Below are 24458 nucleotides of genomic sequence, written 5' to 3' on the forward strand. Positions count from 1 at the left end.
GTCACGCGGGCGCGCCACCCCGCCGGGTGCCGGGCACCGCTGCGAGCGCGGTGCCCAGCGTGCGCAGCGGGCCGAGGCCCATCGGGCCCAGGCGCAGCAGCGCGGTGAGGAAGGCCCGCTCGTCCCACGCCGGTCCGGCCGCGGTGCGGGCCGCGACGCGGACGGACTCGAACTCGCGTGCCCCGACGCGGAAGGCGAGGGCCTGCGCCGGCCAGCCGAGGTAGCGGTCGACCTCGAAGCGCGCCATCGACGGCCCGAGCCCCGTCACGGTGCGGAGGAAGTCGACGGCGAGGTCGACCGACCACCGCGCGTGCTCGCCCAGGGCGGCGCCGCCGGCGAGACCCCCGCGCCGGCCGCGCCCGGGCGGGATCGGCAGGTCGAGGTGCAGCCCGAGGTCGATGACGATGCGGGCGGCCCGCCAGGCCTGGCCGACGAGCATCCCGAGCCGCTCGGCGGGGTCGTCGAGCAGCCCGATCTCGGCAGCCCACGCCTCGGCCCAGTGCGCCCAGCCCTCGGCGTGGCCGTGCACCTCGCAGAGGTGGCGCTGCCACGGGTGCAGCCCGGGCGCCGTCATCGCGGCGAGGATCTGGGTGTGGTGGCCGGGCACGCCCTCGTGGTGCACCGTCGTCGCCTCGCGCCAGGTCCGGGCCCCGACGGCCGGGTCGACGGTCCACCAGACCCGTCCGGGGCGGGTGAGGTCGGCACCGGGCGGGTCGTAGTACATGACGCCCGAGGCCGCCGTCGACATGCGGCACTCGGGCAGGCGGTGCCGCCCCGCCGGCAGGTCGAGGTGGCGGCCGTCGACGTGGTCGGCGACCCGCGCGACGCGCTCGGCGAGCCACGGCTCGATGTCGGCGGGGGCGAGGTGGCGCTCGGGCTGCTCGTCGAGCATCCGGGCGGCGGCGTCGAAGCCGTCGGGGTGCAGCTCGCGGGCCAGGGCGTCGGCCTCGCCGGCGATCCGGTCGAGCTCGCTCCAGCCCCAGGCATACGTCTCGAGCAGGTCGACGTCGGTGCCGAGGAAGGCCCGCGCCGTGCGGGTGTAGAGCTCGCGGCCGACGGGGTCGGTGGTCGGGGCCACCGGCAGCAGGACGCGCTCGACGTCGTCGGCGAAGCGGCTCGTCGCCCGTGCGGCGTCGGCGGCGGCCGCCTCCGCCCGGGCCCGCAGGTGGTCGGGCGCGCCGGCGACGACCCCTGCGTGGAAGCCGTCGTCGACCCAGCGGCGGCAGCGCGCCGCGATCCCGGTCACCTGTCGCGCGGCGACGACGTGGCCGCGCCGGGCCGAGCGGGTCAGCGTCGCGAGGTAGTCGGCATACGCACCCCCGACGCCGCCGAGGGCGTCGAGCACGGTCTCCCAGTCGGCGTCGGTGTCGCGGGGCAGGTGGTCGAAGGTCGCGCGCACGGCGTCGACGGGGGTGGCGAGCGGCGCGAGCAGGCGCTGGGTGAAGCCCACCTCGGCGAGGTCGATCTCCGCGTCGAGCCGCTCGGCGAGGACGAGCCGGAGCGCGGCGTCGGCTCCGGCGGGGTCGTCCGGGTTCTCCGGGTCGTCCGGGTGGGCTCCGGGCGCGGGCACGGGCGGGAGCCCACGGAGCGCCGACCGGGCCGCGTGGGCGGCGGCCAGGCGGTCGTCGTAGGCGTCCGGTGACAGGCGTGGCAGCGGTCCCTCGAGCGGGACTCCGGCGACGGTGGCGGCCTCGTGGTCGGTGCGCGCGAGCGCCGCGACGTAGTCGTCCGCGACGGCGTGTGCCGCGTCCCTCCGGCGGTGGTCGGCTGCGGGCTGCTCCCGGTCGGGCGTCACGCGCCGACCCCCGCCCGCAGTGCGGCGCGGACGCGCGGGAGCGTCCGGGTGCCGAGCAGGCGGAGCCCCGCGATGGCGTCGACGCCGTGCGGTGTGCCGAGCTCGACCCGGTCGGCGCCGGCGGCGAAGAGTGCCTCGACCTGCGCCGCGACGTCCTCGGGGGTTCCGGCGAACGCGAAACGGTCGAGCAGGTCGTCGGGCACGGCGCGACCGGCGGCGTCGTGGTCGCCCACGGCGACGGCGGACCCGATGCGCTCGCGGACCTCGGGATCGACCGTGACGGTCGGGTCGAGGCCGGCGACGACGTCGAGGTAGAGGGCGACCTCGCGGCGGGCGAGTGCCCGGGCCGTGGCGCGGTCGGTGTCGCACACCGTGACGGCGCCGAGGACGACCCGGGTCGGGGCATCGCCGAGCCAGCCGCGCACGAGCGCCGCCATGTCGGGGTTGGCGCTGCCGCCGACCTTGACCTCGTCGGCGGCCGTGCCCGCCCAGCGTGTCGTCCGCTCGCCCCACGTGCCGACGAGCAGCTCGACGCGCTCGGGGGGCAGCGGGAACTGCAGCCGGACGCCCGCGGGCAGGCCGAGCACCGCCCCCTCGTAGCCGCTGTCGTCACCGGCGAGCAGCCGCCGCACGATCTCGGCGCTGTCGGCGAGCCGGGCCAGCGGGCGGCTCGCGTCGACCCCGAGCCCGTCGAGCCAGGCGCCGCGCGCGAGGCCGACGTAGGCCCGTCCCCCCGAGGCGAGGGCGAGGGCGGCGACCTGCCCGGCGATCTCGACCGGGTGGGTGAGGAGCGGGTTCTGGCAGGCCGCGCCGATGCGCACGCGGGAGGTGGCCGCGGCGATCGTCGCGAGCGCGAGGGCCGGCGGCTGGAAGCCGAGGTCGGCGAAGACGCTGACGCCGTCGAAGCCGAGGTCCTCGGCCGCCCGGGCGAGGGCGGCGTAGGCGGCCGGCGTCTTGTCGGTCTGGAGGGCGACCGTGAGCTGGCGCCCGGCGGAGCCGTCCCGGGAGCCGGGGGCGGTCACGTGAGGTCGTCCGTGCGGTGCGCGCGGACGTCGCCGCTCTCGATCCGCATGACGAGCCGCTCCTCGGGGTCCGGGCAGGCCACCTCGCAGTCGCGGGCGAGCCAGTCGTCCGGGTCGAGGGCGCGCTGCCGGGCGGGCAGGAGCGGCAGCACCGCGGCGAGGGCGTAGAGGCAGAAGTGGCCGCCGTCGGGCAGGCGCAGCTCGCTCGAGCGGGTGACGGTGAAGGAGTCGCCCGGTCGCAGGCCGCAGACGGAGCGGCCCTCGATGCGGTCGACGACGACCCGGAGGTCGGCGAGCGTGGTGACGGGGTCGTCGGTCACGGGTGGTCTCCCGGGTGGGTGGGGCGGGTGTGGACGGGTGGGGTGTTCACGGTGCCGACGTGGACGAGGCGGTCGGGGGTGAGGTCCGCGAGCGAGGTGCAGCCCGTCAGCGCCATCTGGAGGTCGAGCTCGGCGCGGAGGTTGCGCAGCACCTCGGACACGCCGGCCGCCCCGGCGACCGCGAGGCCGTACACGTGCGGACGACCGATGCCGACGGCGCTCGCACCCAAGGCCAGGGCAATGAAAGCGTCTGCGCCGCAACGGATCCCGCTGTCGAAGATGATCGGTGCCGCCGACCCTGAGCCGCGGACGGCCGCGACGACGCCCGGCAGGGCGTCCAGCGCGGCGACCGACCGGTCGACCTGTCGGCCGCCGTGGTTGGAGACGTAGACGCCGTCGACGCCCGCGTCGACCGCGCGGCGCGCGTCGTCGGGGTTCAGGATCCCCTTGAGCACGATGGGCAGGCTCGTCATCTGACGCAGCCTCGGCAGGTCGTCCCAGGTGAGCGACGGGCGGCTGAAGACCTCGAGGAAGGTCTCGACGGCCGCTCGCGGCTCGGGGCCCGTGAGGTTGTCGCGCGTGCGGCCGGGGTGGTTGCGGCTCAGCGCGAGCAGGGTCGAGAGGGCCGCCGGCGTCGGCCGGGGCCGCGCCGTCCGCGAGCCGGCGTCAGCACCCTCACGGCTGGACGTGCGCCGTGGCGCGGTGTCGGCGGCGCGGGCCGCGACCCTGGCCGCGACGCGGGCCCGGAAGACGGGGTCGGACGTGTACTGCGCGATGCCCTCGCCGCGCGCGAAGGGGAGGTGGCCGAGGTCGAGGTCGCGCGGTCGCCAGCCGAGGTATGCCGTGTCGAGGGTGACGACGAGGGCCTCGCTGCCGCACGCCTCGGCCCGGGCGACGAGGCTGGCCGCGAGGGCGTCGTCGCTGCTCCAGTAGAGCTGGAACCAGTGGCCCGAGCCGGCGAGCTCGTCGGCGATGCGCTCCATCGGCACACACGCCTGCGTGCTGATCACCTGCGTGACGCGCTGCTCGCGGGCGCCCCGCGCGACGGCGAGGTCGGCGTCGGCGTGGGCGGCGGAGAGGACGCCGACCGGCGCGACGAGGAAGGGGCTCTCGTGCCGCCTCCCGAAGAGCTCGACGCCCGTGTCGCGCTCCGTCGTGTCCACGAGCAGGCGGGGCACGACCTGCCAGCGGTCGAAGGCGGCCACGTTGGCGCGCGCAGTGGCCTCGGACCCTGCCGACCCGGCCACGTAGGCGAAACCCTTGCGCGACATGGTCTTGCGGGCCCTGGCCTCGAGCCGGTCGTGGTCCGTCGGCACCGTCGGCCGCGTGCCCAGGGCACCGGCGCCGTAGATCGCGGACTGCACCGCGCGACCGAAGCCCTGGCTCACCACGCCACCGTCACCGTGTCGGCCCACCAGCGCTCGACGGCGTCCCGTGGCTCGCCGGCCCGGCTCCACAGCCGGAGCAGCACCTCGACCGGCCCGCCGGTGATGACGGCGTCGGCCTCCGGCGCCGCGTCGCCCGGTGAGCGGGCCAGACGGGTCGTGACGGGCGGCCGGTCGGGGGCGAGGTCGAGCAGCCACGCCCGGGCCGCGGGCTCGGGGGCCACGAGCAGGCGCAGGCCCGGGTCGTGCGTGACGCCCTGGCGGGGGCGGGGCACGAAGCCGGTCAGCAGCTCGTCGATGCCGTCGAGCGCGACGGCCGGGCGGATCCACGTCTCCTCGGCGCGAGGTGGGCGGCCGAGGCGCGCGGCGAGGGCGTCGACCGCGTGGATCGTCGTCTCGTGGCACTGCCGGCGGGCCCAGAAGAGGCGCGGGGCTGGCGCGTCGAGCAGGAACGGCCGCCCCGTCAGGTCGTCCGGCGCGTCGACGATCGCCTGGAGCAGGTCGGTGGCGCCCTCGTCGAACCAGCCGAGCGGGTCGGCGGAGCCCCGCCCGGACTGCTCGAGCGCGGAGGTGTCGGTCACGGGCATGCGCCGCAGGTGGCTCGCGGCCCAGCGGTGCACCATGCCCTGGTGCGCCACGAGGTCGCGCACCGTCCAGCCGGGGCAGGTCGGCACCGGTGTGTCGAGGCCGGCCGCCACCGCGTTGGCGCGCAGCACCGTGGCCGCGGCGCCCAGGCCCTCGCCGAGCACGTCGAGCGCCGGCAGGGTCGGCGGGGTCGGCGGCGTCGGCGTCGGGTCCGCAGGCGTGCGCGACCCGTCCCGGAACGGCTCGTCCGCCGTCGCACGGGCGGGTGGCCCGGCGGCGGACTCCGCCTCGGTGGATCCACGCATGGGGGGAGTCTGCCCCATGACCGGCCGTCTCCGGGGAGTGCGCGGCCGCCGGGAGCCGTGGCGCTCCACCGTCGTGCGGGCGCGGCGGTAGATTTGCCGGGCGGCGCGGCACGACCGTCCGCCACCCGACCCAGCGACATCTCCCACACCACCGGAGGCCCCCGTGGACGCCAGCGACCTGCTGCGCAACTCCCTGCTGCAGCTGAGCAAGCAGGAGAAGATCCGAGACGTCATCGAGAAGGCGCCCGTCTCCCGCTCGGTGGTCCGGCGCTTCGTGCCCGGGGCCGAGCGGGCCGACGTCGTCGGCGCCGCCTCCGAGATCGCCGCGTCCGGCCGGCTCTCGACGATCGACTACCTCGGCGAGGACACGACCGACATCGCCCAGGCACGCCACACCCGCGACGCCTACGTCGGCCTGCTCACCGCGCTGCGCGACCAGGGGCTCACCGAGCACGGCGCGGTCGAGGTGTCGCTCAAGCTGAGCGCCCTCGGACAGGCGCTGCCCGGCGACGGCAACGCCATCGCGCTCGACCACGCGCGCGAGATCTGCGAGCTCGCGAAGCAGGCCGGCACGACGGTGACCCTCGACATGGAGGACCACACGACGACCGACCTGACGCTCGACGCCCTGCGCGAGCTGCGGGCCGACTTCCCGACGGTCGGGGCGGTGCTGCAGGCCTACCTCTACCGCACCGAGGCGGACTGCCGCGACCTCGCGCACGCCGGGTCGCGCGTGCGCCTGTGCAAGGGCGCCTACAAGGAGCCCGAGTCGGTCGCCTTCCAGGCGGGCGCGGACGTCGACAAGTCCTACGTGCGCTGCCTCAAGATCCTCATGCAGGGGGAGGGCTACCCCATGGTGGCCTCGCACGACCCGCGACTCGTCGAGATCGCCGGCGCCCTGGCCGGCCAGGCCGGTCGCGACCCGCGCTCGTTCGAGTACCAGATGCTCTACGGCATCCGGCCCGAGGAGCAGAAGCGGATCGCCGACCGCGGCGACCAGATGCGCGTCTACATCCCCTACGGCCAGGAGTGGTACGGCTACCTCATGCGCCGCATGGCCGAGAAGCCGGCGAACGTCATGTTCTTCCTCCGCGGCGTCGCGACGAAGAGCTGAGCGGGGGAGCGGCGGTGACGACGACGGCGATCTTCGGTGCCGGGGTGATGGGCGAGACGCTCGTCTCGGGCCTCGTCCGGTCGGGGCGCACCCCGGGCGCCCTCGTCGTCACGGGTCGCACGCCCGACAAGGTCAACGCGCTCGCGCAGCGCCACGGCGTGCGGGCGCTGCCCAACGCCGAGGCGGCCGAGGCGGCCGACACCCTCGTGCTCTGCGTCAAGCCGCAGGACATGGCGGCCCTGCTCGACGAGATCCACGACCACGTCGCGCCGGGCAACACCGTCGTCTCGCTCGCGGCCGGCATCACGACCGAGTTCCTCGAGTCCCGCCTGCCCGCGGGGACGTCGGTCGTGCGCGTCATGCCGAACACCCCGGCGCTCGTCGACCAGGGGATGGCCGGCATCTCGCCGGGGAGCCACTGCACGGAGGCCCATCTCGCCGAGGCCGAGGCCCTGCTGCGCTCGTGCGGCAAGGTCGTGCGACTCCCCGAGAAGCACCTCGACGCCGTGACCGCCATCTCGGGCAGTGGGCCGGCTTACATCTTCTACGTCGTCGAGGCCATGATCGAGGCCGGCGTCGTGCTCGGGCTGCCGCGCGCGACGGCCACCGAGCTCGTCGTCCAGACCCTCTACGGGGCCGCCACCATGCTCACCGAGACCCACGAGCACCCGACCGTGCTGCGCGAGCAGGTGAGCTCGCCCGGTGGCACGACCGTCGCGGCGCTGCGCCAGCTCGACGACCACAAGGTGCGGGCGGCGTTCGTCACCGCCATCGAGGCCGCCGCCGCGCGCTCGAAGCAGCTGGCGTCCGGACAGGTCTGAGGGCACGGTAGGGCATGGCCGAGCCACTCCCGCGCGGGCAGCACGCCGCCCTGCACCTGCACCCGCTCTCGCCCGACGACTGGGAGTCCCACCGCGACGTGCGGCTCGAGATGCTGCGTGACGCGCCGGACGCGTTCTGGTTCACGTATGCCGACGAGGCCGTCTACGACGAGGCGGACTGGCGCGAGCGCATCGAGGGTGCCTGGCTCGTCCAGGCCCGCGACGCCGACGGCGTGCTGGGCAGCGCCGGGCTCGGCTCGCACTGGGAGCCCGAACGAGCCACGACCGCAACGCTCTTCGGCATGTACGTCGCGCCTCGTGCGCGGGGGACGGGGGTCGGCGAGGCGCTCGTGCGCGCCGTCCTCGAGGAGGCGCGTCGCCGGGGCAAGGCCGAGGTGGTGCTCGAGGTGGCGAGCTCGAACGCAGCGGCTGCGGCCCTCTACGAGCGGTGCGGCTTCGTGCGCACGGGGGCGGTCCACGCCCACCCCCGCCGCCCCGACCTCCACGAGGTCGAGATGGTCCACCGGTCCTGACGGCTCTTCCCGACCGGCGACCGCCGCGGGCGCCGCGGGGGCGCGCCCCGAACGTTCACCGGTGCGCTGGTGCGGCGCGAGGGCCTGTCATGCGAAGGTGGACCCCATGACCGACATCACCGTGCGTCCCCTCGGCGAGGACGACTGGGAGGACTACCGTTCCGTCCGGCTCGCCGCACTGCGTGAATCCCCCGAGGCCTTCGCCGCCACCGTCGAGGAGGAGGAGGCGTTCGACGAGTCGCTCTGGCGCGAACGCATGCAGCGGTCGGCCCGGCTCGTGGCCGAGCGTGAGGGCGAGGCCGTCGGGGTCGTCAGTGTCGGCGTCGCCCGGGCGAGCGAGGGCGTGGCCGGCGAGCTCTTCGGCCTCTGGGTGCGCCCCGAGGCCCGCGGATCGGGCGTCGCGACACGCCTCGTCACGGACAGTGCCTCCCTCGCGGCCGAGCGCGGGCACTCGCACCTCGTCTACTGGGTCGGCACCGAGAACGGCCGCGCGGTCGCCTTCGCGAGCGGGATGGGCTTCCGTCCGACCGACTACCGCCGCCCGATGGGCGTCGTCAGCGAGGAGGACGGCGAGGAGGAGGTCGCGATGGTGCTTGCCCTCGGCAACGACTCCGGGCCGCAGCTGCGCCTCTGACCCCCGCCGCGCCGCCGGCCGGTCTCCCGGCCGGGCGGCCTCACGGCCGGGCGGCCTCACGGCCGGGCGGCGAACCGCTCGATGAGCTCGGTGGGGCCGCTGACGATGAGCATGTGGTGCGCCGACACCTTCGTCTGCGGCACGGCGTAGGTGAAGTCCTCGCCCGGGGCCTTGACGCCGACCACGGTGACGCCGTACTTCCGGCGGATCTGGCTCTGCTCGAGGGTGAAGCCGATCGCCTCGCTCGGCGGCTTGAGCTTGACGATGGCGAAGCCGTCGTCGAACTCGATGTAGTCGAGCATCTTGCCGTTGACGAGGTGGGCGACCCGCCGGCCCGAGTCGGCCTCGGGCGAGATGACGTGGTGCACGCCGATCCGGTCGAGGATCCGCTTGTGCTCGGGCGAGAGCGCCTTGGCCCAGATGGAGGGCACGCCCGCGTCGACGAGGTTGGCGGCCGCGAGCACCGACGACTCGATGGACGAGCCGATGCCGACGATGGCGATCTTCGGCTCGGCGTCGCGGATCATGTCGATGGCGGTCGCCTGCGCCATGTCGGCGTGCACGACCTTGGCCACCTTGTTGACGTAGCTCTCGGCGCGGGCGTTGTCGCGCTCGACGGCGACCACCCGGTGCCCCAGTCGCGTCAGCTCGAGCGCGACGGCCGAGCCGAAGCGTCCCAGCCCGATGACGATCACGTCGTCGTCGAAGAGCCGGTTGCGGGCCATGGTTTCTACCTCCGTCGGTCACGGGCGCGGTTCCGCGATAGCGTCATCATCATGCCAACTCAGGCCCGGGTCGTCTGGGACACCTCGTTCACGAGGTACGACTTCGGCCCCACGCACCCGATGGCACCCGTGCGTCTCGACCTCACGGCGAGGCTCTGCGAGGCCCTCGGGGTCTTCGACGCCGACGGGGTCGAGGTCGTCGGTGCCGAGGTGGCCTCGGACGCCCTCCTCGCGACCGTGCACCACGCCGACTACGTCGCGGCCGTGCGCGCGGCGTCCGACGATCCGCGGACGGCCGACGCGGCATACGGCCTCGGCACCGAGGACGACCCCGCCTTCGCGGGCATGCACGACGCGAGCGCGCGCGTCGTCTCCGGCACCGTCGACAGCGCCCGCGCGGTGTGGACCGGCGCGTCGGCGCACGCCGTCAACTTCACCGGCGGCCTCCACCACGCGATGCCGGGTGCGGCGAGCGGCTTCTGCGTCTACAACGACATCGCGGTCGGCATCCAGTGGCTGCTCGACCACGGGGCCGAGCGCGTCGCGTACGTCGACGTCGACGTCCACCACGGCGACGGCGTCGAGCGGATCTTCTGGGACGACCCGCGCGTGCTCACGGTGTCGGTGCACGAGACCGGACGGGCGCTCTTCCCCGGCACGGGATGGCCCACCGACATCGGGGGACCCGACGCCGAGGGGACGGCCGTCAACGTCGCGCTGCCGCCCGGGATCGGGGATGCCGGCTGGCTGCGCGCCCTGCACGCCGTGGCCATGCCCGTCGTGCGGGCCTTCAAGCCGGACGTGCTCGTCACCCAGCACGGCTGCGACACGCACGCGGAGGACCCGCTCGCACACTTCGCCGTCACCGTCGACGCCCAGCGCGCCGCCGCCGACGCGCTCCACCGCCTCGCGCACGAGGTGTGCGACGGACGCTGGGTGGCGCTCGGTGGCGGTGGCTACGAGGTCGTGTCGGTGGTGCCCCGGACGTGGACCCACGTGACCGCCATCGCCGCGCACGAGCCGATCCGGACGGACGTCGAGGTGCCCGAGGCATGGCGCGCGCACGTGGAGCGGCTCTTCGGCCGCCCCGGTCCACGCCGGATGGGTGACCTGACCGCCGAGGACGGCCCGCTGTGGTGGCGGTCCTGGGAGATGGGCTACGACCCGGCGAGCGAGGTCGACCGCGCCGTCATGGCGACCCGCACCGCCGTCTTCCCGCTCCACGGCCTCGACGTCCACTTCGACTGACCCGGGTCCACCGGCAGGCCGTCCCGGGCCAACCCGTTGGACGCCGGCGCTCGACGTCTCCTAGCATGACCGTCACGGCGACGAGGGGCCTGACGATCCTGAGCCGAGCACGACCAGAGGCCGTCCGCGATCTGCGACGGCGAAGGTGTGGTGGCACAGCGACATTCCCCATCGCCCACACCTCCGGGGCGTCAATCCCTCTGGAGGTGAACGGAATGCAACCAACCCAACTCACGGCCACCGCTCCGCGCGTGCTGGCCCGCGACCTCGGGTCCGTCACGCCGGGTGAGCGCGTCGCGCTCGCCGGCTGGATCCACCGGCGACGCGTGCTCGCCCACGTGACGTTCCTCGTGCTGCGCGACCGCTCCGGTCTGGCGCAGGTCGTCGTCAAGGACCCGGCCGTCGTCGAGCAGCTCGCCGGGCTGCCCGAGGAGACGGTCGTCTCGGTGACCGGGACCGCGACCGCCAACGCGTCGGCACCCGGCGGTGCGGAGCTCGTCGAGCCGGAGGTGACCGCCCTCACGGAGCCCGCGGTCGCCCCGCCGACCGAGCTGTGGCGACCGACCTTCGGCGCCGGCCTGCCGACCCACCTCGACCACGCGGCCGTGACGCTGCGCCACCCGCGCCACCGCGCGGCATGGCAGATCGCCAGCGCCTCGATGCGCGGATTCCGTTCTGCCCTGGGGGCGCTCGAGTTCACGGAGATCGCGACCCCCAAGCTCGTCGGCACCGCCACCGAGTCGGGGTCGACGGTCTTCACCGTCGACTACTTCGGCCGCACGGCCTACCTCGCCCAGAGCCCGCAGCTCTACAAGCAGATGCTCGTCGGGGTCTTCGAGCGCGTCTTCGAGGTCGGTCCGGTCTTCCGCGCCGAGCCCCACGACACGGTGCGCCACCTCGCGCAGTACACGTCGCTCGACGCCGAGCTGGGCTTCGTCCGCGACCACCGCGACGTGCTGGCCGTGCTCCGTGAGGCGATCGCCGGGATGGTGGACGCCATCGGCGCGGAGGCGTCGGAGGCCGTGGCCCTGCTCGGCGTCGACCTGCCTCGCGTGCCGGACGAGTTCCCCGTCATCCACTTCCGCGACGCGCTCGCGATGGTGGGGGCCGACCCGGACGAGCCCGACCTCAGCCCCGCGCACGAGCGGCAGCTCAGTGAGTGGGCCAGGGCGGCACACGGCTCGGACTTCCTCGCGGTGGAGGGCTACCCGATGGCCAAGCGGCCGTTCTACACCCACCCCCAGGGCCCGCCCCCGCCGGAGTGCGCCCCGGACGACCCGCGGCGCGAGGTCGGCCGCTACTCGAACAGCTTCGACCTGCTCTTCCGCGGGCTCGAGCTGACGACGGGTGGGCAGCGGCTGCACCGACCGTCCGACTACGCCGCGGCGCTCGAGCGGACGGGCACCGACCCGGCGGTGCTCGGTGGCTACCTCGACGCGTTCGCGCACGGCATGCCGCCGCACGGGGGCTTCGCCATCGGGCTCGAGCGGTGGGTCGCCCGGCTGACGGGAGCCGAGAACGTCCGCGAGGTGGCGCTCTTCCCCCGCGACCTCAACCGCCTGGCGCCCTGATCGGTGCGCCGACACACGGCGTGTCGGCTTGCATCCGGCCCGGCAGTTGTCCTCATCACTTCCCCTCCAGTCACATCTGCCCCTAATGTTGCTTCTTGCACCTGCGCGCAGTTTCGCCGGAGGGGAAGCCGTCGACGCGCGGGTGCGACCACTGAAGATCGGGGTTACACATGTCGAATGAGCGCCAGCTCGCCGAGGTGCGGTTCCTGACCGTCGCCGAGGTCGCCTCGATCATGCGGGTGTCGAAGATGACGGTCTACCGGCTCGTCCACGGCGGGGACCTCCCTGCCGTGCGGGTCGGCCGCTCCTTCCGGGTTCCGGAGGACGCGGTGCACACCTACCTGCAGACGTCGTACATCGACACCGCGTGAGCACTCGCGGTGCGCGCACGAGGGGGCGGCCACGACCATCGGGTCGTGGCCGCCCCCTCGCCGTGCGGCGTGGGGGCTCGACTTTTGGGGTCTCGGCAGGCAGGCGCTAGGCTGGTGACCCTGTTCGGCTCGTGTACTTCGACCTACCCTCGCGGTGATGTGTCGACGCAGGTCGACATCAGCTCACTCACGATCAGACACACGGCGAGGACAAACATGGGTTCTGTCATCAAGAAGCGGCGCAAGCGGATGGCCAAGAAGAAGCACCGCAAGCTGCTGCGCAAGACGCGTCACCAGCGCCGCAACAAAAAGTGACCTGACCAGATCAGGTGCGGCGGCACCGCCCCGCTCGCTCTCGACCCTCACCGACCGGTGGGGGTCGTTCGCGTTCCCGGGGAGGTGCTCGACACATCGCCCGGGACACCCGACGACGGATGCCGGCCGGCGTCGGTAGGCTGCACGTGCGGGGGAGCGCGGCCTGCTCCGCCCGACGCGCAGGCGCGGGCACGAGCGTGCCCGCGGCGACCGACGACGAGGAGGAGCCGGATGGCCAGGATCGTCCTCGTCACGGGGGTCTCGCGCCACCTCGGCGGCCTCTACGCCCGCCGCCTCTCCACCGACCCCACCATCGAGCGCATCCTCGGCGTCGACGTCGTACCGCCGAAGCACTCGATCGGCCGGGCGGAGTTCGTCCGCGCCGACATCCGCAACCCGATGATCGGCCGGATCATGGCGCAGTCGGACGTCGACACCGTCGTGCACATGAACGTCATCGCGACGCCCAAGGACACCGGGGGCCGGGTGACGCAGAAGGAGATCAACGTCATCGGCACGATGCAGCTGCTCGCCGCGTGCCAGAAGTCGGAGTCGGTGCAGCGCCTGGTCGTCAAGTCCTCGGCCTCCGTCTACGGCTCCTCGCCGCGCGACCCGGCGATGTTCAGCGAGGACATGAACCCCAAGACGCTGCCGCGCACGGGGTTCGGCAAGGACTCCGTGGAGGTCGAGGGCTACGTGCGCGGCTTCTCGCGCCGCCGACCCGACGTCGAGATCACGATGCTGCGCCTCGCGAACGTCGTCGGGCCCGACATCCACACGGCGATCACCGACTACTTCGCGCTGCCCGTCGTGCCCGTGCCGCTGGGCTACGACGCCCGGGTTCAGTTCCTCCACGAGGACGACGCGACGGCGGCGATGATCCTCGCGACGACCGGCCCGGCCGTCGGCATCGTCAACGTGGCCGGCGACGGCTTCCTCACCGTCACCCAGTGCGCGGCGATCGCCCGCCGGCCGGTGATGCCGGTGCCGCTCGCGGCAGCAGGCCTGCTCGGCAACGTCGTCAAGCGCAGCGGGCTGGCCGACTTCCCGTCCGACCAGCTGACCTTCCTCGCCTTCGGGCGCGGGCTCGACACGACCCGGATGCGGGCCGTGCTCGAGTTCGAGCCCCACTACTCGACCCGGGGAGCCTTCGAGGACTACGCCCGGCACCTGCGCCCGGCCGTGCCCGGCGTCGACGGCGTCGGCGAGGTCGTCAGCGACGCGGCCGGCGGCACGGCGGCCGCCCTCTCCCGTGTCTTCGACAGGATCCAGCCGTGAGCACCGACCCGAGCAGGACCTCGTCCGACGCGCCCGAGCCCACGGCGCGGAAGACCCCAGCGAGGAAGACCCCAGCGAGGAAGACCCCAGCGAGGAAGACCGCGGCGGGGAAGACCGCGGCGGGGAAGACCGCAGCGAAGAGGACCCCAGCGAAGAGGACCGCGGCGAACGCGAACGCGACCGCGGCGGAGGCGTCGCCGACCCGGGCCGGGACGAAGGCCGCCCCGAAGGGTGCGACGAAGGCGGCGTCCCCGGCGACGACGTCCGAGCGGGCCGCCCGGAAGGCAGGCTCGAAGACCGCCGGGACGGCGGCCCCGACGACCGCCGCGCGGACCAGCCCGCCGCGGCCCGCGGCCCGGGGGGCCTTCGCGGCCGGGGCTGACCGGGCCTCCGGCGAGCGCCGCCGCCGCAGCGGCACGCCGCTCATCGCGACCGGACCGCTCGAGCTGAGCGTGGCCCGCCGCCAGGTGGCGGGTGCCACCACGGACCCCCGGCCGACCCCCGAGCCGGCGGAGACCCCGGCGCCCGTGCCCACTCCGGAGCCCCAGCCGACCCCGGACCCCCGGCCGGCCACCGAACCGACGTCGACCTCCGCGCCGGCGGAGACCCCGGAGACCCCGGCGCCCGAGGCGACCACGGAGGCGACGCCCGCGGCCACGCCCGAGCCGTCGGCGCGGGCCCGCCCGAGCCGGGCCGCGATCCGCTCCACCCGGCGCGCCGGGTCGGGCGAGCCGGCTCGACTCCGGGCGGTGCCACCCGTCGAGGTGGACGCCGACGACGCGCCCGCGGCGCCCGCCGCCACACGGCATCCGGCCTCGGACGACGCACCGGGCTGGGAACGGGCCCTGCCGGGCGGGCTGCAGGCGCGCGCCGAGCAGCTCGTCGGCGCGGTGCGCGGCGGCGTGGAGTCCTCGACGCAGACCCGACCCGGGCCGGCCGAGCTCGTCGAGCTCGCCGTCAACGTGCTGCGGGCCGCGGCCACCACCGCGGGCGTGCCGGCCGACGACGTGGAGCGCCAGGTGGCGGAGTCGCTCGCCTACCTGCGGCGCCGGCTCTCGGGCGACTACGAGGTCGACGAGTTCGGCTTCGACGAGGACTACACCGTCAACGTCCACCTGCCGCTGCTGCGACCGCTCTACCGCAAGTGGTTCCGCGTGGAGGTGCGCGGCATCGAGAACGTCCCCGACGTCGGGGGCGCGCTCGTCGTCGGCAACCACTCCGGCACGATCGCCATGGACTCCCTCATGACGCAGGTGGCCGTCTACGACGAGCACCCGCGGCACCGCCACCTCCGGATGCTCGGTGCCGACCTCGTCTTCTCGACGCCCTTCGTCGGCACCATGGCGCGCCGCTCGGGCACGACGCTCGCGGCCAACACCGATGCCGAGCGACTGCTCCGCAAGGGTGCCCTCGTCGGGGTGTGGCCGGAGGGCTTCAAGGGTGTCGGCAAGCCGTTCACCGAGCGCTACAAGCTGCAGCGCTTCGGACGCGGCGGCTTCGTCTCCGCCGCCCTGCGCGCCGGCGTGCCCATCGTCCCCGTCTCGATCGTCGGCGCCGAGGAGATCTACCCGATCCTCGGTGACATGCCCGCAGTCGCGCGCCTGCTCGGCCTGCCGTACGCCCCGATCACCCCGACGTTCCCGCTGCTCGGGCCGCTGGGGCTCGTGCCGCTCCCGAGCAAGTGGCTCATCGAGTTCGGTCCGCCGATCGACACGAGCGCCTTCGGGCCCGAGGCCGCCGACGACCCGATGCTCGTCTTCGACCTCACCGACCAGGTGCGCGAGACGATCCAGCAGACGCTCTACAGCCTGCTCATGCACCGCACGTCGGTCTTCCTCTGAGCCGACGCTGCGACCGCCGGGACCGCTCCCGTATGCCGTCGCGCCTCAGGGCAGCGGCAGCGGGGGCACCGGGAGGGTCAGCGACGGCACGCTGACCGTCACGCCGGGCAGCGTGACCCCGCCGCCGCCGGCGTGGATCGTCGAGGGTGTGACGCCCACCGTCGGCAGGCTCACGGTGGCACCCGGCAGGGTGACGCCGCCACCGCCGGCGCCCACGGTCGAGCTCGTGACCCCGACGCCGGGCAGGCCCACGGTGGCACCCGGCAGGGTGACGCCGCCCGTGACCCCGCCCGCGACCTCGCCGGGGGTGCCGGAGCCCGCGGGCCCCGTGCCGGTCGGGGCGCCGGTGGCGGTGCCGGTCGGACCTCCGGGCGGGCGGGTGCCGCCCGGTCGGGTGGGCGCGGCTGTCGCACCGGCGGTCGGAGCGGCGCGCGGCGAGGTGGGCCGCGTCGCCGGGGCGGTCGCCCCGGTCGCGCCCCCGGCGGCGACGGCTGAGGTGGCCGCTCCGGTCGTCAGCGCCGCGAGGTCGCGGCGGGCCGCCGCCGAGAGGTCCCCGCAGGCCGTGCAGGCCGCGAGCTCGCGAAGGGTCGCGACCCGGCCGGCGCCGAGGGTGTCGCGCAGCCGTTGCCACGCCTCGCGCGAGGCGGCCGGCACGCGCGAGCGCATGGCGTCGACCTGCGGCACCGCCCGGGCGTAGAAGTCCGACAGCTCGGTCAGCGCGTCGGTGCGCTGCTCGGTGCGGTAGGCCTCGAGCAGCAGGGTCTGCGCGCGGAGCGTGGCGTCGGTTGCCGAGTCGTAGGCGTCATCGAGGTCGTGCGGCGCCGGCACCCCGCGGTCCAGCAGGCCCCGGGCCTCGTCGATGTGCTCCTGCGCCTGCGCGAGGTAGGTGAGGCCGCGGTCGACCCGCGACCCGGCGATCTCGACGGCCGCCCGGTTGAGCAGCTGCTTGACGCCGTAGAGCGAGTCGCCGGGCACGGCCGAGCGGGAGGCGACCCCGAGGGCGCCGCCGACGACGATGATCGCCGCGGCCGCGGCGGCGATCAGCTTGAGCGGCCGGGTCGCGACGTGCAGGACCGACACCGTGGCCGGCGAGCCGTCCTCCGGGCCCGTCACGGAGCCGGCGTCGGAGCCCGCCTCGGGGCCGGTCGCCACGGCGGGCGACGCACCCTCCTCGAGCAGCCGCGCGCGCAGGTCGGCGACGAACGCCGGGCGCGGGGCGAGCCCGGCCTGCTCGACGGCCGTCACCGCGTGCAGCACCGTCACGAGCTCGAGGATGCCGGGGTCGCCGACCGCCTCACCGTCGAGGGCGCGCTGGAGCAGCTCGGCGTCGGCGCTGCGGCCGAGGTCCATGGCTCCTCCTGCGTCCGGGTCGGGCCGGTCGGGTGTTCGGGTGTGTCAGGTGCTGCGGGTCAGGTGGGCGGCGGGATCCGACGGCCCGCGCGGCCCGCACGGTCGCCCCCCCCGGCACGCTGAGAACGAGGCGGCGACCGGGGAGGTTACGCGCGGTGGGGGCACCCGGCATACGGCCGCGGGCGACGGGGCGCGGGCTCACAGCGCCACCCCCTCCAGCTCGTGGCGCAGGGCGCGCACGGCGCGGAGCTGCAGCTGCTTGACCGCGCCCTCGGACCTGCCGAGCACGGCGGCGGTCTCGGCCAGGCTGAGGCCCTGCAGGAAGCGCAGCGTCACGCACTCGGCCTGGTCGGGGCCGAGGGTCCGGATGGCCGCCACGAGCCGCTCGTCGCGCAGCCGCGTCAGCACCTCGTCGTCGGGGGCGTCGACGCGCTCGTCGGCGTCGCGCATGTCGGCCGTCGTCACCTCGAAGCGGAAGCGCGCCGACTTCACGTGGTCGGCGATGAGGTTGCGCGCGATGGTGACGAACCACGCCGCGATGTCCTTGCCCTGCCAGCTGAAGGAGTCGATGCGGCGCAGGGCGCGCAGGAAGGTCTCGGACGTGAGGTCCTCGGCGAGCGCTCGGTGTGCGACGCGCACGAGGACGTAGCGGAAGACGGTGTCGACGTAGGCGTCGTAGAGCTGGGCGAACGCCTCCGTGTCGCCGCCCTGGGCCAGCTCGACGAGCGCCGCGAGGCGCGCCTGCTCGGCGGCGTCGCGCTCGCCCGGCCGGCCGCGGCCCGCACCCCGCCCGGTGCCGCCGGTGAGCGTGCCCTCGTCGGCGACCGCGGCCCAGAGCGCGTCGAACGCCGCGCGCCAGCTGGGCGCCGCGCGCCGGCCGGGCGCCGCGCGTGAGGGCGCGGGGGTGGCCAGTGCGGGGGTGGCCAGTGCGGGGGTGGCCGGTGCAGGGGTAGGCGGCGCCCACGCCGCGGCCGGGGACGCTCCCGGGGCAGGGCGTTGTCGGGGGGGCCGACGTCCTCGCGCGCATCGGTCGACAGTCTGGCGGAAGCCGGCGCCCGATGGGAGCCGGGCGACGTGGCGCTCACCACGTGGACCACGGGCTGCGGGAGCCGGCGGGGCGGGTCGAGAGGGCTCGCGCGGCGGCTGCGCCGTCCTACAGTGGTGGGCATGACGATCGAGCACGACGGCGCCGCGACCCCCCGGGTCGTGCTGCTCGGACGGCCGGGCTGCCACCTGTGCGACGACGCGCGCGTCGTCGTCGAGCGGGTGACGCGCGAGCTCGGCGTCGCGTGGGAGGAGCGCTCGGTCGACGACGACCCCGAGCTGCTGCGGCGCTACGCGGAGCAGATCCCCGTCACCTTCGTCGACGGGCGACGGCACGACTTCTGGCGAGTCGACGAGGCGCGGCTCCGAGCCGCGCTGGGGTGACCTGCCTCCGTGGCCCGCCCCATGCCGTGGTAGACGCCCTCCCGTCAACTTTGTGCATGCCTTCACAAACGTCTAGCCTGATCGAGTCCCCACGTGCTCCGCGTTCGTTTCGAACGCCTCGCTGAGAGGAGCCGGTGAGCAAGCGTGTCCGCCGACCCTGCACTGCGTCGAGAGATCCCCGACGCAACCGTCGCGCGGCTTCCCGAGTACCTCCGGACGCTCTCGCGCCTCGCTGAGGACGGCGTCCTGTCGGTCTCGTCCGAAGAGCTTGCCGCCGAGGTCGGCGTCCGCTCGGCCCAGCTGCGCAAGGACCTCAGCCACCTCGGCTCCTACGGGGTCCGCGGCGTCGGCTACGACGTCGAGACGCTCGCCCTCGAGATCTCGCGCGCCCTCGGGCTCACCGAGGACTGGCCCGTGGCCATCGTCGGGATGGGCAACCTCGGTCACGCCCTCGCGTCGTACTCCGGCTTCGTCACCAAGGGGTTCCGCATCGTCGGGCTCTACGACGACGACCCCCAGCTCGCCGACGAGCTCGTCGTCGGCGTGCCGATCCGCCCGCTCGCCGAGCTGCCCGCGCACCACGCCGTCGAGGCCATCGCCATCGGCGTCATCGCGACGCCCGCGCCGGCCGCGCAGGCCGTCTGTGACGCGCTCGTGGGCGCCGGCATCAGCTCCATCCTCAACTTCGCGCCGGCCGTGCTCTCGGTCCCCGAGGGCGTCGACGTGCGTCGGGTCGACCTCTCGACCGAGCTGCAGATCCTCGCCTTCCACGCGCAGCGCAAGTCGCTCGCCGCGGGCCACCTCCGGGAGGCGGTGGCCAGCTCATGAGCCTGCTCGTCATCGGCCTGTCGCACCACACCGCCCCGCTGTCGGTGCTCGAGGCGCTCGCGGAGCACCCCGACGCGAGCCGCGCCATCGCCGCCTCCGTGCTCTCCTCGGCGACCGCGAGCGAGGCCGTCGTGCTCTCCACGTGCAACCGGCTCGAGGTGTATGCCGCCGTTCCCGCCTTCCACCCCGCGGTGGCGGCCATCGGCGAGTCCCTCGCGCTCGCCGCCGGCATCGAGCCGGCCGAGGGCACGCGCCCCCTGGCCGACCTGCCGCCCGGTGACCCGAGCGCGGCCCTGGCCGCCCGGGCCGAGGCGCTCGCCGACCACCTCTACGTCCGCTACGACGACGCGGCCGTCGCGCACACCTTCACCGTGGCGTGCGGGCTCGACTCGATGGCCGTCGGCGAGGCGCAGATCCTCGGCCAGATGCGCGACGCGCTCGCGGCCTCGCAGCAGCGCGGCCAGGTGGGGGAGTCGCTCAACGCGCTCTTCCAGGGCGCCCTGCGCGTCGGCAAGCGCGCGCACACCGAGACCGACATCGACCAGCACAGCGTGTCGCTCGTGCAGATCGCCCTCGAGGAGGCGAGCGCCGTGCTCGGGCCCCTCGCCGGGGTGGGCGCCGCCGTCGTCGGTGCCGGGGGAATGAGCGGGCTCGCCGCGGCGACGGTGCACCGCGCCGGCGTCGACTCCCTGACCATCGTCAACCGCACGCCCGAGCGGGCCGAGCGCCTCGCGGCCGCGACCTCCGGGCAGGCCCGGCCGTGGCACGCGCTGCCCGACGTGCTCGCCGCGAGCGACCTCGTCATCACCTGCACCGGGGCCGTCGGCCACGTCATCACGGCCGGGATGCTCGCCGAGAGCGCAGCGCGCCGCGGCGGCCGCCCGCAGGTCGTCGTCGACCTCGCGCTGCCGCGCGACGTCGAGCCGGCCGACAGCTGGGGCCGCCCCGTCCCCGGCGTCACGCTCGTCGACCTCCAGGCCCTCGGCCTGCTACTCGAGGGCCGCGCCGACACGACCCAGGTGGTGCGGGTGCGCGAGCTCGTCACCGGTGAGGTCGCCGACTACCTGACCCGACGCATGGAGAAGTCCGTGGCGCCGACGGTCGCCGCGCTGCGGGCGCGGGCCGCGGCCCTCGTCGCCTCGGAGATGGACCGCCTCGACCAGCGCCTGCCCGGGCTCGACGAGACGACGCGCGCCGAGGTCGGCCTCGCGGTGCACCGGATCGTCGAGAAGCTGCTCCACACCCCCACGATGCGGGTCAAGGAGTTCGCGATGGAGGGCAGCGGCGAGGACTACGCCGCCGCCCTGCGCGAGCTGTTCGACCTCGAGCCGAAGGACGTCGCCAACGTGTCCATCCCGCCGAAGCGGGCCCAGTCATGACCGCGCTGCGCCTCGGCACCCGCCGCTCGGCCCTCGCCACGACGCAGTCGGGCTGGGTCGCGGACCGGCTGCGCGCCGCGGGGCACGAGGTCGAGCTCGTGGAGATCACGACCGAGGGCGACGTGTCGGGCGAGCTGCTGACGGCCATCGGGGGCACCGGGGTCTTCGCCGCGGCGATCCGGCGGGCCCTGCTCGACGGTCGCATCGACGTCGCCGTGCACTCGCTCAAGGACCTGCCGACCGCGCCCGAGCCGGGCCTCACGGTGGCCGCCGTCCCGGTGCGCGAGGACAGCCGCGACGTGCTCGTCGCCCGTGACGGCCTCACCCTCGGCGAGCTGCCGGCGGGCGCCGTCGTCGGCACCGGGTCGCCGCGCCGCACCGCCCAGCTGGCGGCTCTCGGGCTCGGCCTCGAGATCCGGCCGATCCGCGGGAACGTCGACACGAGAATCGGATTCGTCACCTCGGGGGCGCTCGACGCCGTCGTGCTGGCGCGTGCCGGGCTGGCCCGCCTCGGTCGCCTCGACCAGGCCACCGAGGTGCTCGACCCCATCCAGGTCCTCCCCGCCCCCGGCCAGGGAGCCCTCGCGGTCGAGTGCCGCTCCGACCGCTCCGACGTCGTCGCCGCCGTGACGGTGCTCGACGACGCCGACACCCGCACGTGCGTCACGGCCGAGCGCTCGCTCCTCGCCACGCTCGAGGCCGGCTGCACGGCCCCGGTCGGTGCGCTCGCCGAGGTCGTCGAGGGCGACGACGGCCTCGAGCTGTCGCTCCGCGCCTTCGCCGGCAGCGAGGACGGCACCTTCGAGCTGCGCCGCTCGCTCGTCGGCCCCTACGACCGGCCCGAGGCGCTCGGCGCCGACCTCGCCCGCATCCTCCTCGAGGACGGCGCCGCCGACCTCACCCCCTCCAGCTCGACCGCATCCGACCACGCCACCCACGAACCGGAGCAAGCTTCGTGACTCCTTCCCGCCCGCCGTCCGAGCCGACGGTTTCGACTCCCACGCACTCGACGACGCCGGCCCGCGTGGCCTTCGTCGGCTCCGGCCCGGGTGACCCCGGGCTCATGACGCTGCGCGGACGCGACCTGCTCGCCGCCGCCGACGTCGTGGTGCTCGACCGCATCACCCGCGACGACGTCGTGCTGGAGCACGCCCGCGCCGACGTCGAGATCGTCGACGCCGGGCACGGGGAGCAGGGCCAGGAGCTGACGCACGCCGGCCGGGCCAAGCTCGTCGTGCGCGCCGCGAAGTCGGTCGCCCCCGGGGGCCTCGTCGTGCGGCTCATGGACGGCGACCCCGCGACCTTCAACGGGCTCGTCGAGGAGGTGCGCGCGTGCCGCAAGGCCGGCATCACCTTCGACATCGTGCCCGGGGTCTCCGCCGTCACGGCCGGTCCGACGTATGCCGGGGTGCCCCTGACGTCGAAGACGACCGGGGCCGTGCACGTGCTCGGCGCCGACCGCTCGGGCATCGACTACTCGGCCTACGCCTCCGACGACGACACGCTCGTGCTGCTCGGCAGCACCGACTCGATCCGATCGGCGCTGGCCGCCCTGCGGTCCGCCGGTCGACCGGTCGACGCCCTCGTCGCGCTCTCCGCCCACGGCACCACGGTGCGCCAGTCGTCGGTGGCGACGACGCTGGGCGACGCCGACGCGGTCTTCGGCGGCAAGGAGCCCCTCGAGGTGTCGCTCGCCGTCGTGTCTCCGAACGTCGGGCTGCGCGAGGAGTTCTCGTGGTTCGAGACGAAGCCGCTCTTCGGCTGGAAGGTCCTCGTGCCGCGCACGCAGGCGCAGGCCGGGCCGATGGTCGAGCGGCTCGCCGCCTACGGCGCCACCGCGGACGTCGTGCCGACGATCTCGGTCGAGCCGCCGCGCACGCCGCAGCAGATGGAGAAGGCCGTCAAGGGTCTCGTCACGGGCCGCTACGAGTGGATCGGCTTCACGTCGGTCAACGCCGTGCGCGCCGTGCGCGAGCGGTTCGAGGAGCTCGGGCTCGACGCCCGCGCCTTCGCCGGCCTCAAGGTCGCCGCGGTCGGCGGCGTCACCGCAGCGGCCCTGCGCGAGTGGGGGATCAACCCCGACCTCGTGCCCGAGGCCGAGCAGTCGGCGGCCGGCCTGCTCGAGGCCTGGCCCGAGTTCGACGAGGTGCTCGACCCGATCAACCGCGTGCTGCTGCCGCGGGCCGACATCGCGACCGAGACGCTCGTCGCCGGGCTGCGAGACATGGGCTGGGAGGTCGACGACGTCACGGCCTACCGCACGGTGCGGGCCGCTCCGCCGGCCGCCCCGATCCGGGATGCCATCAAGGGCGGCGACTACGACGCCGTGCTCTTCACGTCGAGCTCGACGGTGCGCAACCTCGTCGGCATCGCCGGCAAGCCGCACACCGCGACGGTCGTCGCCTGCATCGGGCCGGCCACCGCCAAGACGGCCCAGGAGCACGGCCTCCGGGTCGACGTGCTGGCCCAGGAGGCCTCGGCCCTCGGTCTCGTCGACGCCCTCGCCGGTCACGGCGTCGGGCTCGCCGTCGCGGCGGCGGAGGCCGGTCAGCGGGTCCAGCGCCCGAGCGACAAGCGTCCGGCCTCGCGCCGGCGCGCGCGCTGAGGTCGGCGCGATGATCGAGCGTCCTCGCCGCCTGCGCCAGAACGCGGCCCTGCGCGCCCTCGTGGCCGAGACCCGGCTGCACCCGCGCGACCTCGTGCTGCCCGTCTTCGTCGCGGAGGGGATCACGGAGCCTCGGCCCATCACGAGCATGCCCGGCGTCGAGCAGCACACGCTCGAGAGCGTCGTCGAGGTCGCCCGGCGCTGCGTCGCCGCCGGCCTCGGCGGGATCATGCTCTTCGGCGTGCCGGAGCACAAGGACGCGACGGGCAGCGGCGGCATCGCCGACGACGGCATCCTCAACCTCGCCCTGCGGGCCGTGCGCGACGCGGTCGGCGACGACCTCGTCGTCATGGCCGACACGTGCCTCGACGAGTTCACCGACCACGGCCACTGCGGCGTCCTCGACGAGCAGGGCCGGGTCGACAACGACGCGACGAACCTGCTCTACGCCCAGATGGCGGTGGCCCAGGCCCGCGCCGGCGCCCACGTCGTCGCGCCCTCGGGGATGATGGACGGCCAGGTCGCCGTCATCCGCGAGGCCCTCGACGCCGAGGGCCTCGAGCACGTCGTCGTGCTCGCCTACGCGGCGAAGTACGCCTCCGCCTTCTTCGGCCCCTTCCGCGAGGCGGTGCAGTCGAGCCTGCAGGGCGACCGGCGCACCTACCAGCAGGACCCCGCCAACATCGTCGAGTCGATCCGCGAGATCGACCTCGACATCGCCGAGGGCGCCGACATGGTCATGGTCAAGCCGGCCATGAGCTACCTCGACGTCGTCGCCGCCGCGGCGGAGCGCGCGTCGGTGCCGGTGGCGGCATACCAGGTCTCGGGGGAGTACTCGATGATCCAGGCCGCCGCGGCACAGGGCTGGATCGACCTGCGGGCGACCGCGCTGGAGTCGCTGACCTCGATCCGGCGGGCGGGCGCGCAGGTCGTGCTGACGTACTTCGCCCTCGACGTCGCCGACTGGCTGGCCTGACGCCACTACGATCTCAGTGAGGTCGCAGG

Annotated in this window: 25 protein-coding genes; 16 read left to right on the plus strand and 9 right to left on the minus strand. The window is 75.0% G+C overall.

The annotated features are described in order from the left end of the window. Position 1: 1 nt before the first annotated feature. The 5 genes from ABD979_RS14990 to ABD979_RS15010 are packed head-to-tail and all read right to left on the minus strand — an operon-like array spanning position 2 to position 5412. On the minus strand, positions 2–1795 hold the full coding sequence (locus ABD979_RS14990) for a DUF885 domain-containing protein (protein ID WP_345508290.1): 1794 nt from the start codon (positions 1793–1795) through the stop codon (positions 2–4). Beyond that, on the minus strand, positions 1792–2817 hold the full coding sequence (locus ABD979_RS14995) for an LLM class flavin-dependent oxidoreductase (RefSeq protein ID WP_345508291.1): 1026 nt from the start codon (positions 2815–2817) through the stop codon (positions 1792–1794). The genes ABD979_RS14990 and ABD979_RS14995 overlap by 4 nt, the downstream gene beginning before the upstream one ends. Further along, positions 2814–3137 (minus strand): TIGR04076 family protein, encoded by a 324-nt coding sequence (locus ABD979_RS15000; RefSeq protein ID WP_345508292.1) that lies wholly within the window; start codon positions 3135–3137, stop codon positions 2814–2816. The genes ABD979_RS14995 and ABD979_RS15000 overlap by 4 nt, the downstream gene beginning before the upstream one ends. Next, positions 3134–4525 (minus strand): alpha-hydroxy-acid oxidizing protein, encoded by a 1392-nt coding sequence (locus ABD979_RS15005; protein ID WP_425583982.1) that lies wholly within the window; start codon positions 4523–4525, stop codon positions 3134–3136. Before ABD979_RS15005 ends, ABD979_RS15000 begins: the two co-directional genes overlap by 4 nt. Continuing rightward, positions 4522–5412 carry a maleylpyruvate isomerase N-terminal domain-containing protein gene (locus ABD979_RS15010; RefSeq protein ID WP_345508294.1) on the minus strand — a complete coding sequence of 297 codons (891 nt, stop codon included), beginning with the start codon at positions 5410–5412 and terminating at the stop codon, positions 4522–4524. The genes ABD979_RS15005 and ABD979_RS15010 overlap by 4 nt, the downstream gene beginning before the upstream one ends. 163 nt (positions 5413–5575) lie before the next feature. Here ABD979_RS15010 and ABD979_RS15015 point away from each other — a divergent pair, with 163 nt between their 5' ends. From ABD979_RS15015 to ABD979_RS15030, 4 genes are all read left to right on the plus strand, one after another. After that, positions 5576–6526 carry a proline dehydrogenase family protein gene (locus tag ABD979_RS15015; RefSeq protein ID WP_345508295.1) on the plus strand — a complete coding sequence of 317 codons (951 nt, stop codon included), beginning with the start codon at positions 5576–5578 and terminating at the stop codon, positions 6524–6526. Positions 6527–6540: 14 nt separating this feature from the next. Next, complete coding sequence (gene proC, locus ABD979_RS15020; protein WP_345508296.1) at positions 6541–7347, plus strand: pyrroline-5-carboxylate reductase; 807 nt, start codon at positions 6541–6543, stop codon at positions 7345–7347. A 14-nt stretch (positions 7348–7361) separates the two neighbouring features. Further along, on the plus strand, positions 7362–7880 hold the full coding sequence (locus ABD979_RS15025; RefSeq protein ID WP_345508297.1) for a GNAT family N-acetyltransferase: 519 nt from the start codon (positions 7362–7364) through the stop codon (positions 7878–7880). A 106-nt stretch (positions 7881–7986) separates the two neighbouring features. Then, positions 7987–8514, plus strand: coding sequence for a GNAT family N-acetyltransferase (locus ABD979_RS15030; protein ID WP_345508298.1), 528 nt, complete (start codon positions 7987–7989; stop codon positions 8512–8514). Positions 8515–8570: 56 nt separating this feature from the next. Here ABD979_RS15030 and ABD979_RS15035 read toward each other — a convergent pair whose 3' ends face one another. Continuing rightward, on the minus strand, positions 8571–9239 hold the full coding sequence (locus tag ABD979_RS15035; protein WP_345508299.1) for a potassium channel family protein: 669 nt from the start codon (positions 9237–9239) through the stop codon (positions 8571–8573). Positions 9240–9290: 51 nt separating this feature from the next. On the opposite strand from ABD979_RS15035, the gene ABD979_RS15040 reads away from it, so the two are divergent. The 5 genes from ABD979_RS15040 to ABD979_RS15060 all read left to right on the plus strand — a co-directional run bounded on the left by ABD979_RS15040 (position 9291) and on the right by ABD979_RS15060 (position 14022). Continuing rightward, positions 9291–10487, plus strand: a complete 1197-nt coding sequence (locus ABD979_RS15040) for an acetoin utilization protein AcuC (protein WP_345508300.1) — start codon at positions 9291–9293, stop codon at positions 10485–10487. A gap of 215 nt (positions 10488–10702) precedes the next feature. Then, a complete protein-coding gene (gene aspS / locus ABD979_RS15045) occupies positions 10703–12058 on the plus strand; it encodes an aspartate--tRNA(Asn) ligase (protein WP_345508301.1) in 1356 nt (451 codons plus the stop codon). Between the two features lie 170 nt (positions 12059–12228). After that, positions 12229–12429: a helix-turn-helix domain-containing protein gene (locus tag ABD979_RS15050; RefSeq protein ID WP_345508302.1), complete on the plus strand. Its 201-nt coding sequence runs from the start codon at positions 12229–12231 to the stop codon at positions 12427–12429. A 216-nt stretch (positions 12430–12645) separates the two neighbouring features. Continuing rightward, positions 12646–12744 (plus strand): 30S ribosomal protein bS22, encoded by a 99-nt coding sequence (locus ABD979_RS15055; RefSeq protein ID WP_003792170.1) that lies wholly within the window; start codon positions 12646–12648, stop codon positions 12742–12744. A 231-nt stretch (positions 12745–12975) separates the two neighbouring features. Further along, on the plus strand, positions 12976–14022 hold the full coding sequence (locus ABD979_RS15060) for an NAD-dependent epimerase/dehydratase family protein (protein ID WP_345508303.1): 1047 nt from the start codon (positions 12976–12978) through the stop codon (positions 14020–14022). On the opposite strand, the gene ABD979_RS15065 is transcribed toward ABD979_RS15060, so the two are convergent. After that, positions 13958–14731, minus strand: a complete 774-nt coding sequence (locus ABD979_RS15065; RefSeq protein WP_345508304.1) for a hypothetical protein — start codon at positions 14729–14731, stop codon at positions 13958–13960. The two genes, ABD979_RS15060 and ABD979_RS15065, sit on opposite strands and share 65 nt — an antisense overlap. Positions 14732–14771: 40 nt before the next feature. On the opposite strand from ABD979_RS15065, the gene ABD979_RS15070 reads away from it, so the two are divergent. Further along, the gene (locus ABD979_RS15070; protein WP_345508305.1) at positions 14772–15863 is read left to right on the plus strand and encodes a lysophospholipid acyltransferase family protein; all 1092 of its coding nucleotides are present in this window, start codon (positions 14772–14774) and stop codon (positions 15861–15863) included. Positions 15864–15908: 45 nt separating this feature from the next. On the opposite strand, the gene ABD979_RS15075 is transcribed toward ABD979_RS15070, so the two are convergent. Both ABD979_RS15075 and ABD979_RS15080 read right to left on the minus strand, forming a co-directional pair. Then, on the minus strand, positions 15909–17213 hold the full coding sequence (locus ABD979_RS15075) for a DUF5667 domain-containing protein (protein ID WP_345508306.1): 1305 nt from the start codon (positions 17211–17213) through the stop codon (positions 15909–15911). Between the two features lie 198 nt (positions 17214–17411). Next, entirely contained in the window at positions 17412–18395 is a 984-nt protein-coding gene (locus tag ABD979_RS15080) for an RNA polymerase sigma factor (protein ID WP_345508307.1), read from the minus strand. Between ABD979_RS15080 and ABD979_RS15085 the strand changes: the two genes are divergently transcribed. The 6 genes from ABD979_RS15085 (at position 18381) to hemB (ending at position 24429) form a co-directional block, all read left to right on the plus strand. After that, positions 18381–18641: a glutaredoxin family protein gene (locus tag ABD979_RS15085; RefSeq protein ID WP_345508308.1), complete on the plus strand. Its 261-nt coding sequence runs from the start codon at positions 18381–18383 to the stop codon at positions 18639–18641. The two genes, ABD979_RS15080 and ABD979_RS15085, sit on opposite strands and share 15 nt — an antisense overlap. Positions 18642–18785: 144 nt before the next feature. Next, positions 18786–19469 (plus strand): redox-sensing transcriptional repressor Rex, encoded by a 684-nt coding sequence (locus ABD979_RS15090; protein ID WP_345508309.1) that lies wholly within the window; start codon positions 18786–18788, stop codon positions 19467–19469. Next, the gene (gene hemA / locus ABD979_RS15095) at positions 19466–20848 is read left to right on the plus strand and encodes a glutamyl-tRNA reductase (protein WP_345508310.1); all 1383 of its coding nucleotides are present in this window, start codon (positions 19466–19468) and stop codon (positions 20846–20848) included. The genes ABD979_RS15090 and hemA overlap by 4 nt, the downstream gene beginning before the upstream one ends. Next, entirely contained in the window at positions 20845–21807 is a 963-nt protein-coding gene (gene hemC / locus ABD979_RS15100) for a hydroxymethylbilane synthase (protein WP_345508311.1), read from the plus strand. Before hemA ends, hemC begins: the two co-directional genes overlap by 4 nt. After that, positions 21804–23453, plus strand: coding sequence for a bifunctional uroporphyrinogen-III C-methyltransferase/uroporphyrinogen-III synthase (locus ABD979_RS15105; protein ID WP_345508312.1), 1650 nt, complete (start codon positions 21804–21806; stop codon positions 23451–23453). The genes hemC and ABD979_RS15105 overlap by 4 nt, the downstream gene beginning before the upstream one ends. A gap of 10 nt (positions 23454–23463) precedes the next feature. Then, the gene (gene hemB, locus ABD979_RS15110; protein WP_345508313.1) at positions 23464–24429 is read left to right on the plus strand and encodes a porphobilinogen synthase; all 966 of its coding nucleotides are present in this window, start codon (positions 23464–23466) and stop codon (positions 24427–24429) included. The last annotated feature ends 29 nt before the right edge of the window (positions 24430–24458 follow it).

The organism is Terrabacter aeriphilus (genome assembly GCF_039542985.1).
Lineage (GTDB): Bacteria > Actinomycetota > Actinomycetes > Actinomycetales > Dermatophilaceae > Terrabacter > Terrabacter aeriphilus.

Coding starts and splice junctions, on each gene's coding strand:
- ABD979_RS15050 (WP_345508302.1), top strand. CDS start 12,229: ATGTCGAATGAGCGCCAGCTCGCCGAGGTGCGGTTCCTGACCGTCGCC.
- aspS (WP_345508301.1), top strand. CDS start 10,703: ATGCAACCAACCCAACTCACGGCCACCGCTCCGCGCGTGCTGGCCCGC.
- ABD979_RS15025 (WP_345508297.1), top strand. CDS start 7,362: ATGGCCGAGCCACTCCCGCGCGGGCAGCACGCCGCCCTGCACCTGCAC.
- hemB (WP_345508313.1), top strand. CDS start 23,464: ATGATCGAGCGTCCTCGCCGCCTGCGCCAGAACGCGGCCCTGCGCGCC.
- ABD979_RS15010 (WP_345508294.1), bottom strand. CDS start 5,412: ATGCGTGGATCCACCGAGGCGGAGTCCGCCGCCGGGCCACCCGCCCGT.
- ABD979_RS15075 (WP_345508306.1), bottom strand. CDS start 17,213: ATGGACCTCGGCCGCAGCGCCGACGCCGAGCTGCTCCAGCGCGCCCTC.
- hemC (WP_345508311.1), top strand. CDS start 20,845: ATGACCGCGCTGCGCCTCGGCACCCGCCGCTCGGCCCTCGCCACGACG.
- ABD979_RS15040 (WP_345508300.1), top strand. CDS start 9,291: ATGCCAACTCAGGCCCGGGTCGTCTGGGACACCTCGTTCACGAGGTAC.
- ABD979_RS15035 (WP_345508299.1), bottom strand. CDS start 9,239: ATGGCCCGCAACCGGCTCTTCGACGACGACGTGATCGTCATCGGGCTG.
- hemA (WP_345508310.1), top strand. CDS start 19,466: ATGAGCCTGCTCGTCATCGGCCTGTCGCACCACACCGCCCCGCTGTCG.
- ABD979_RS15055 (WP_003792170.1), top strand. CDS start 12,646: ATGGGTTCTGTCATCAAGAAGCGGCGCAAGCGGATGGCCAAGAAGAAG.
- ABD979_RS15085 (WP_345508308.1), top strand. CDS start 18,381: ATGACGATCGAGCACGACGGCGCCGCGACCCCCCGGGTCGTGCTGCTC.
- ABD979_RS15060 (WP_345508303.1), top strand. CDS start 12,976: ATGGCCAGGATCGTCCTCGTCACGGGGGTCTCGCGCCACCTCGGCGGC.
- ABD979_RS15030 (WP_345508298.1), top strand. CDS start 7,987: ATGACCGACATCACCGTGCGTCCCCTCGGCGAGGACGACTGGGAGGAC.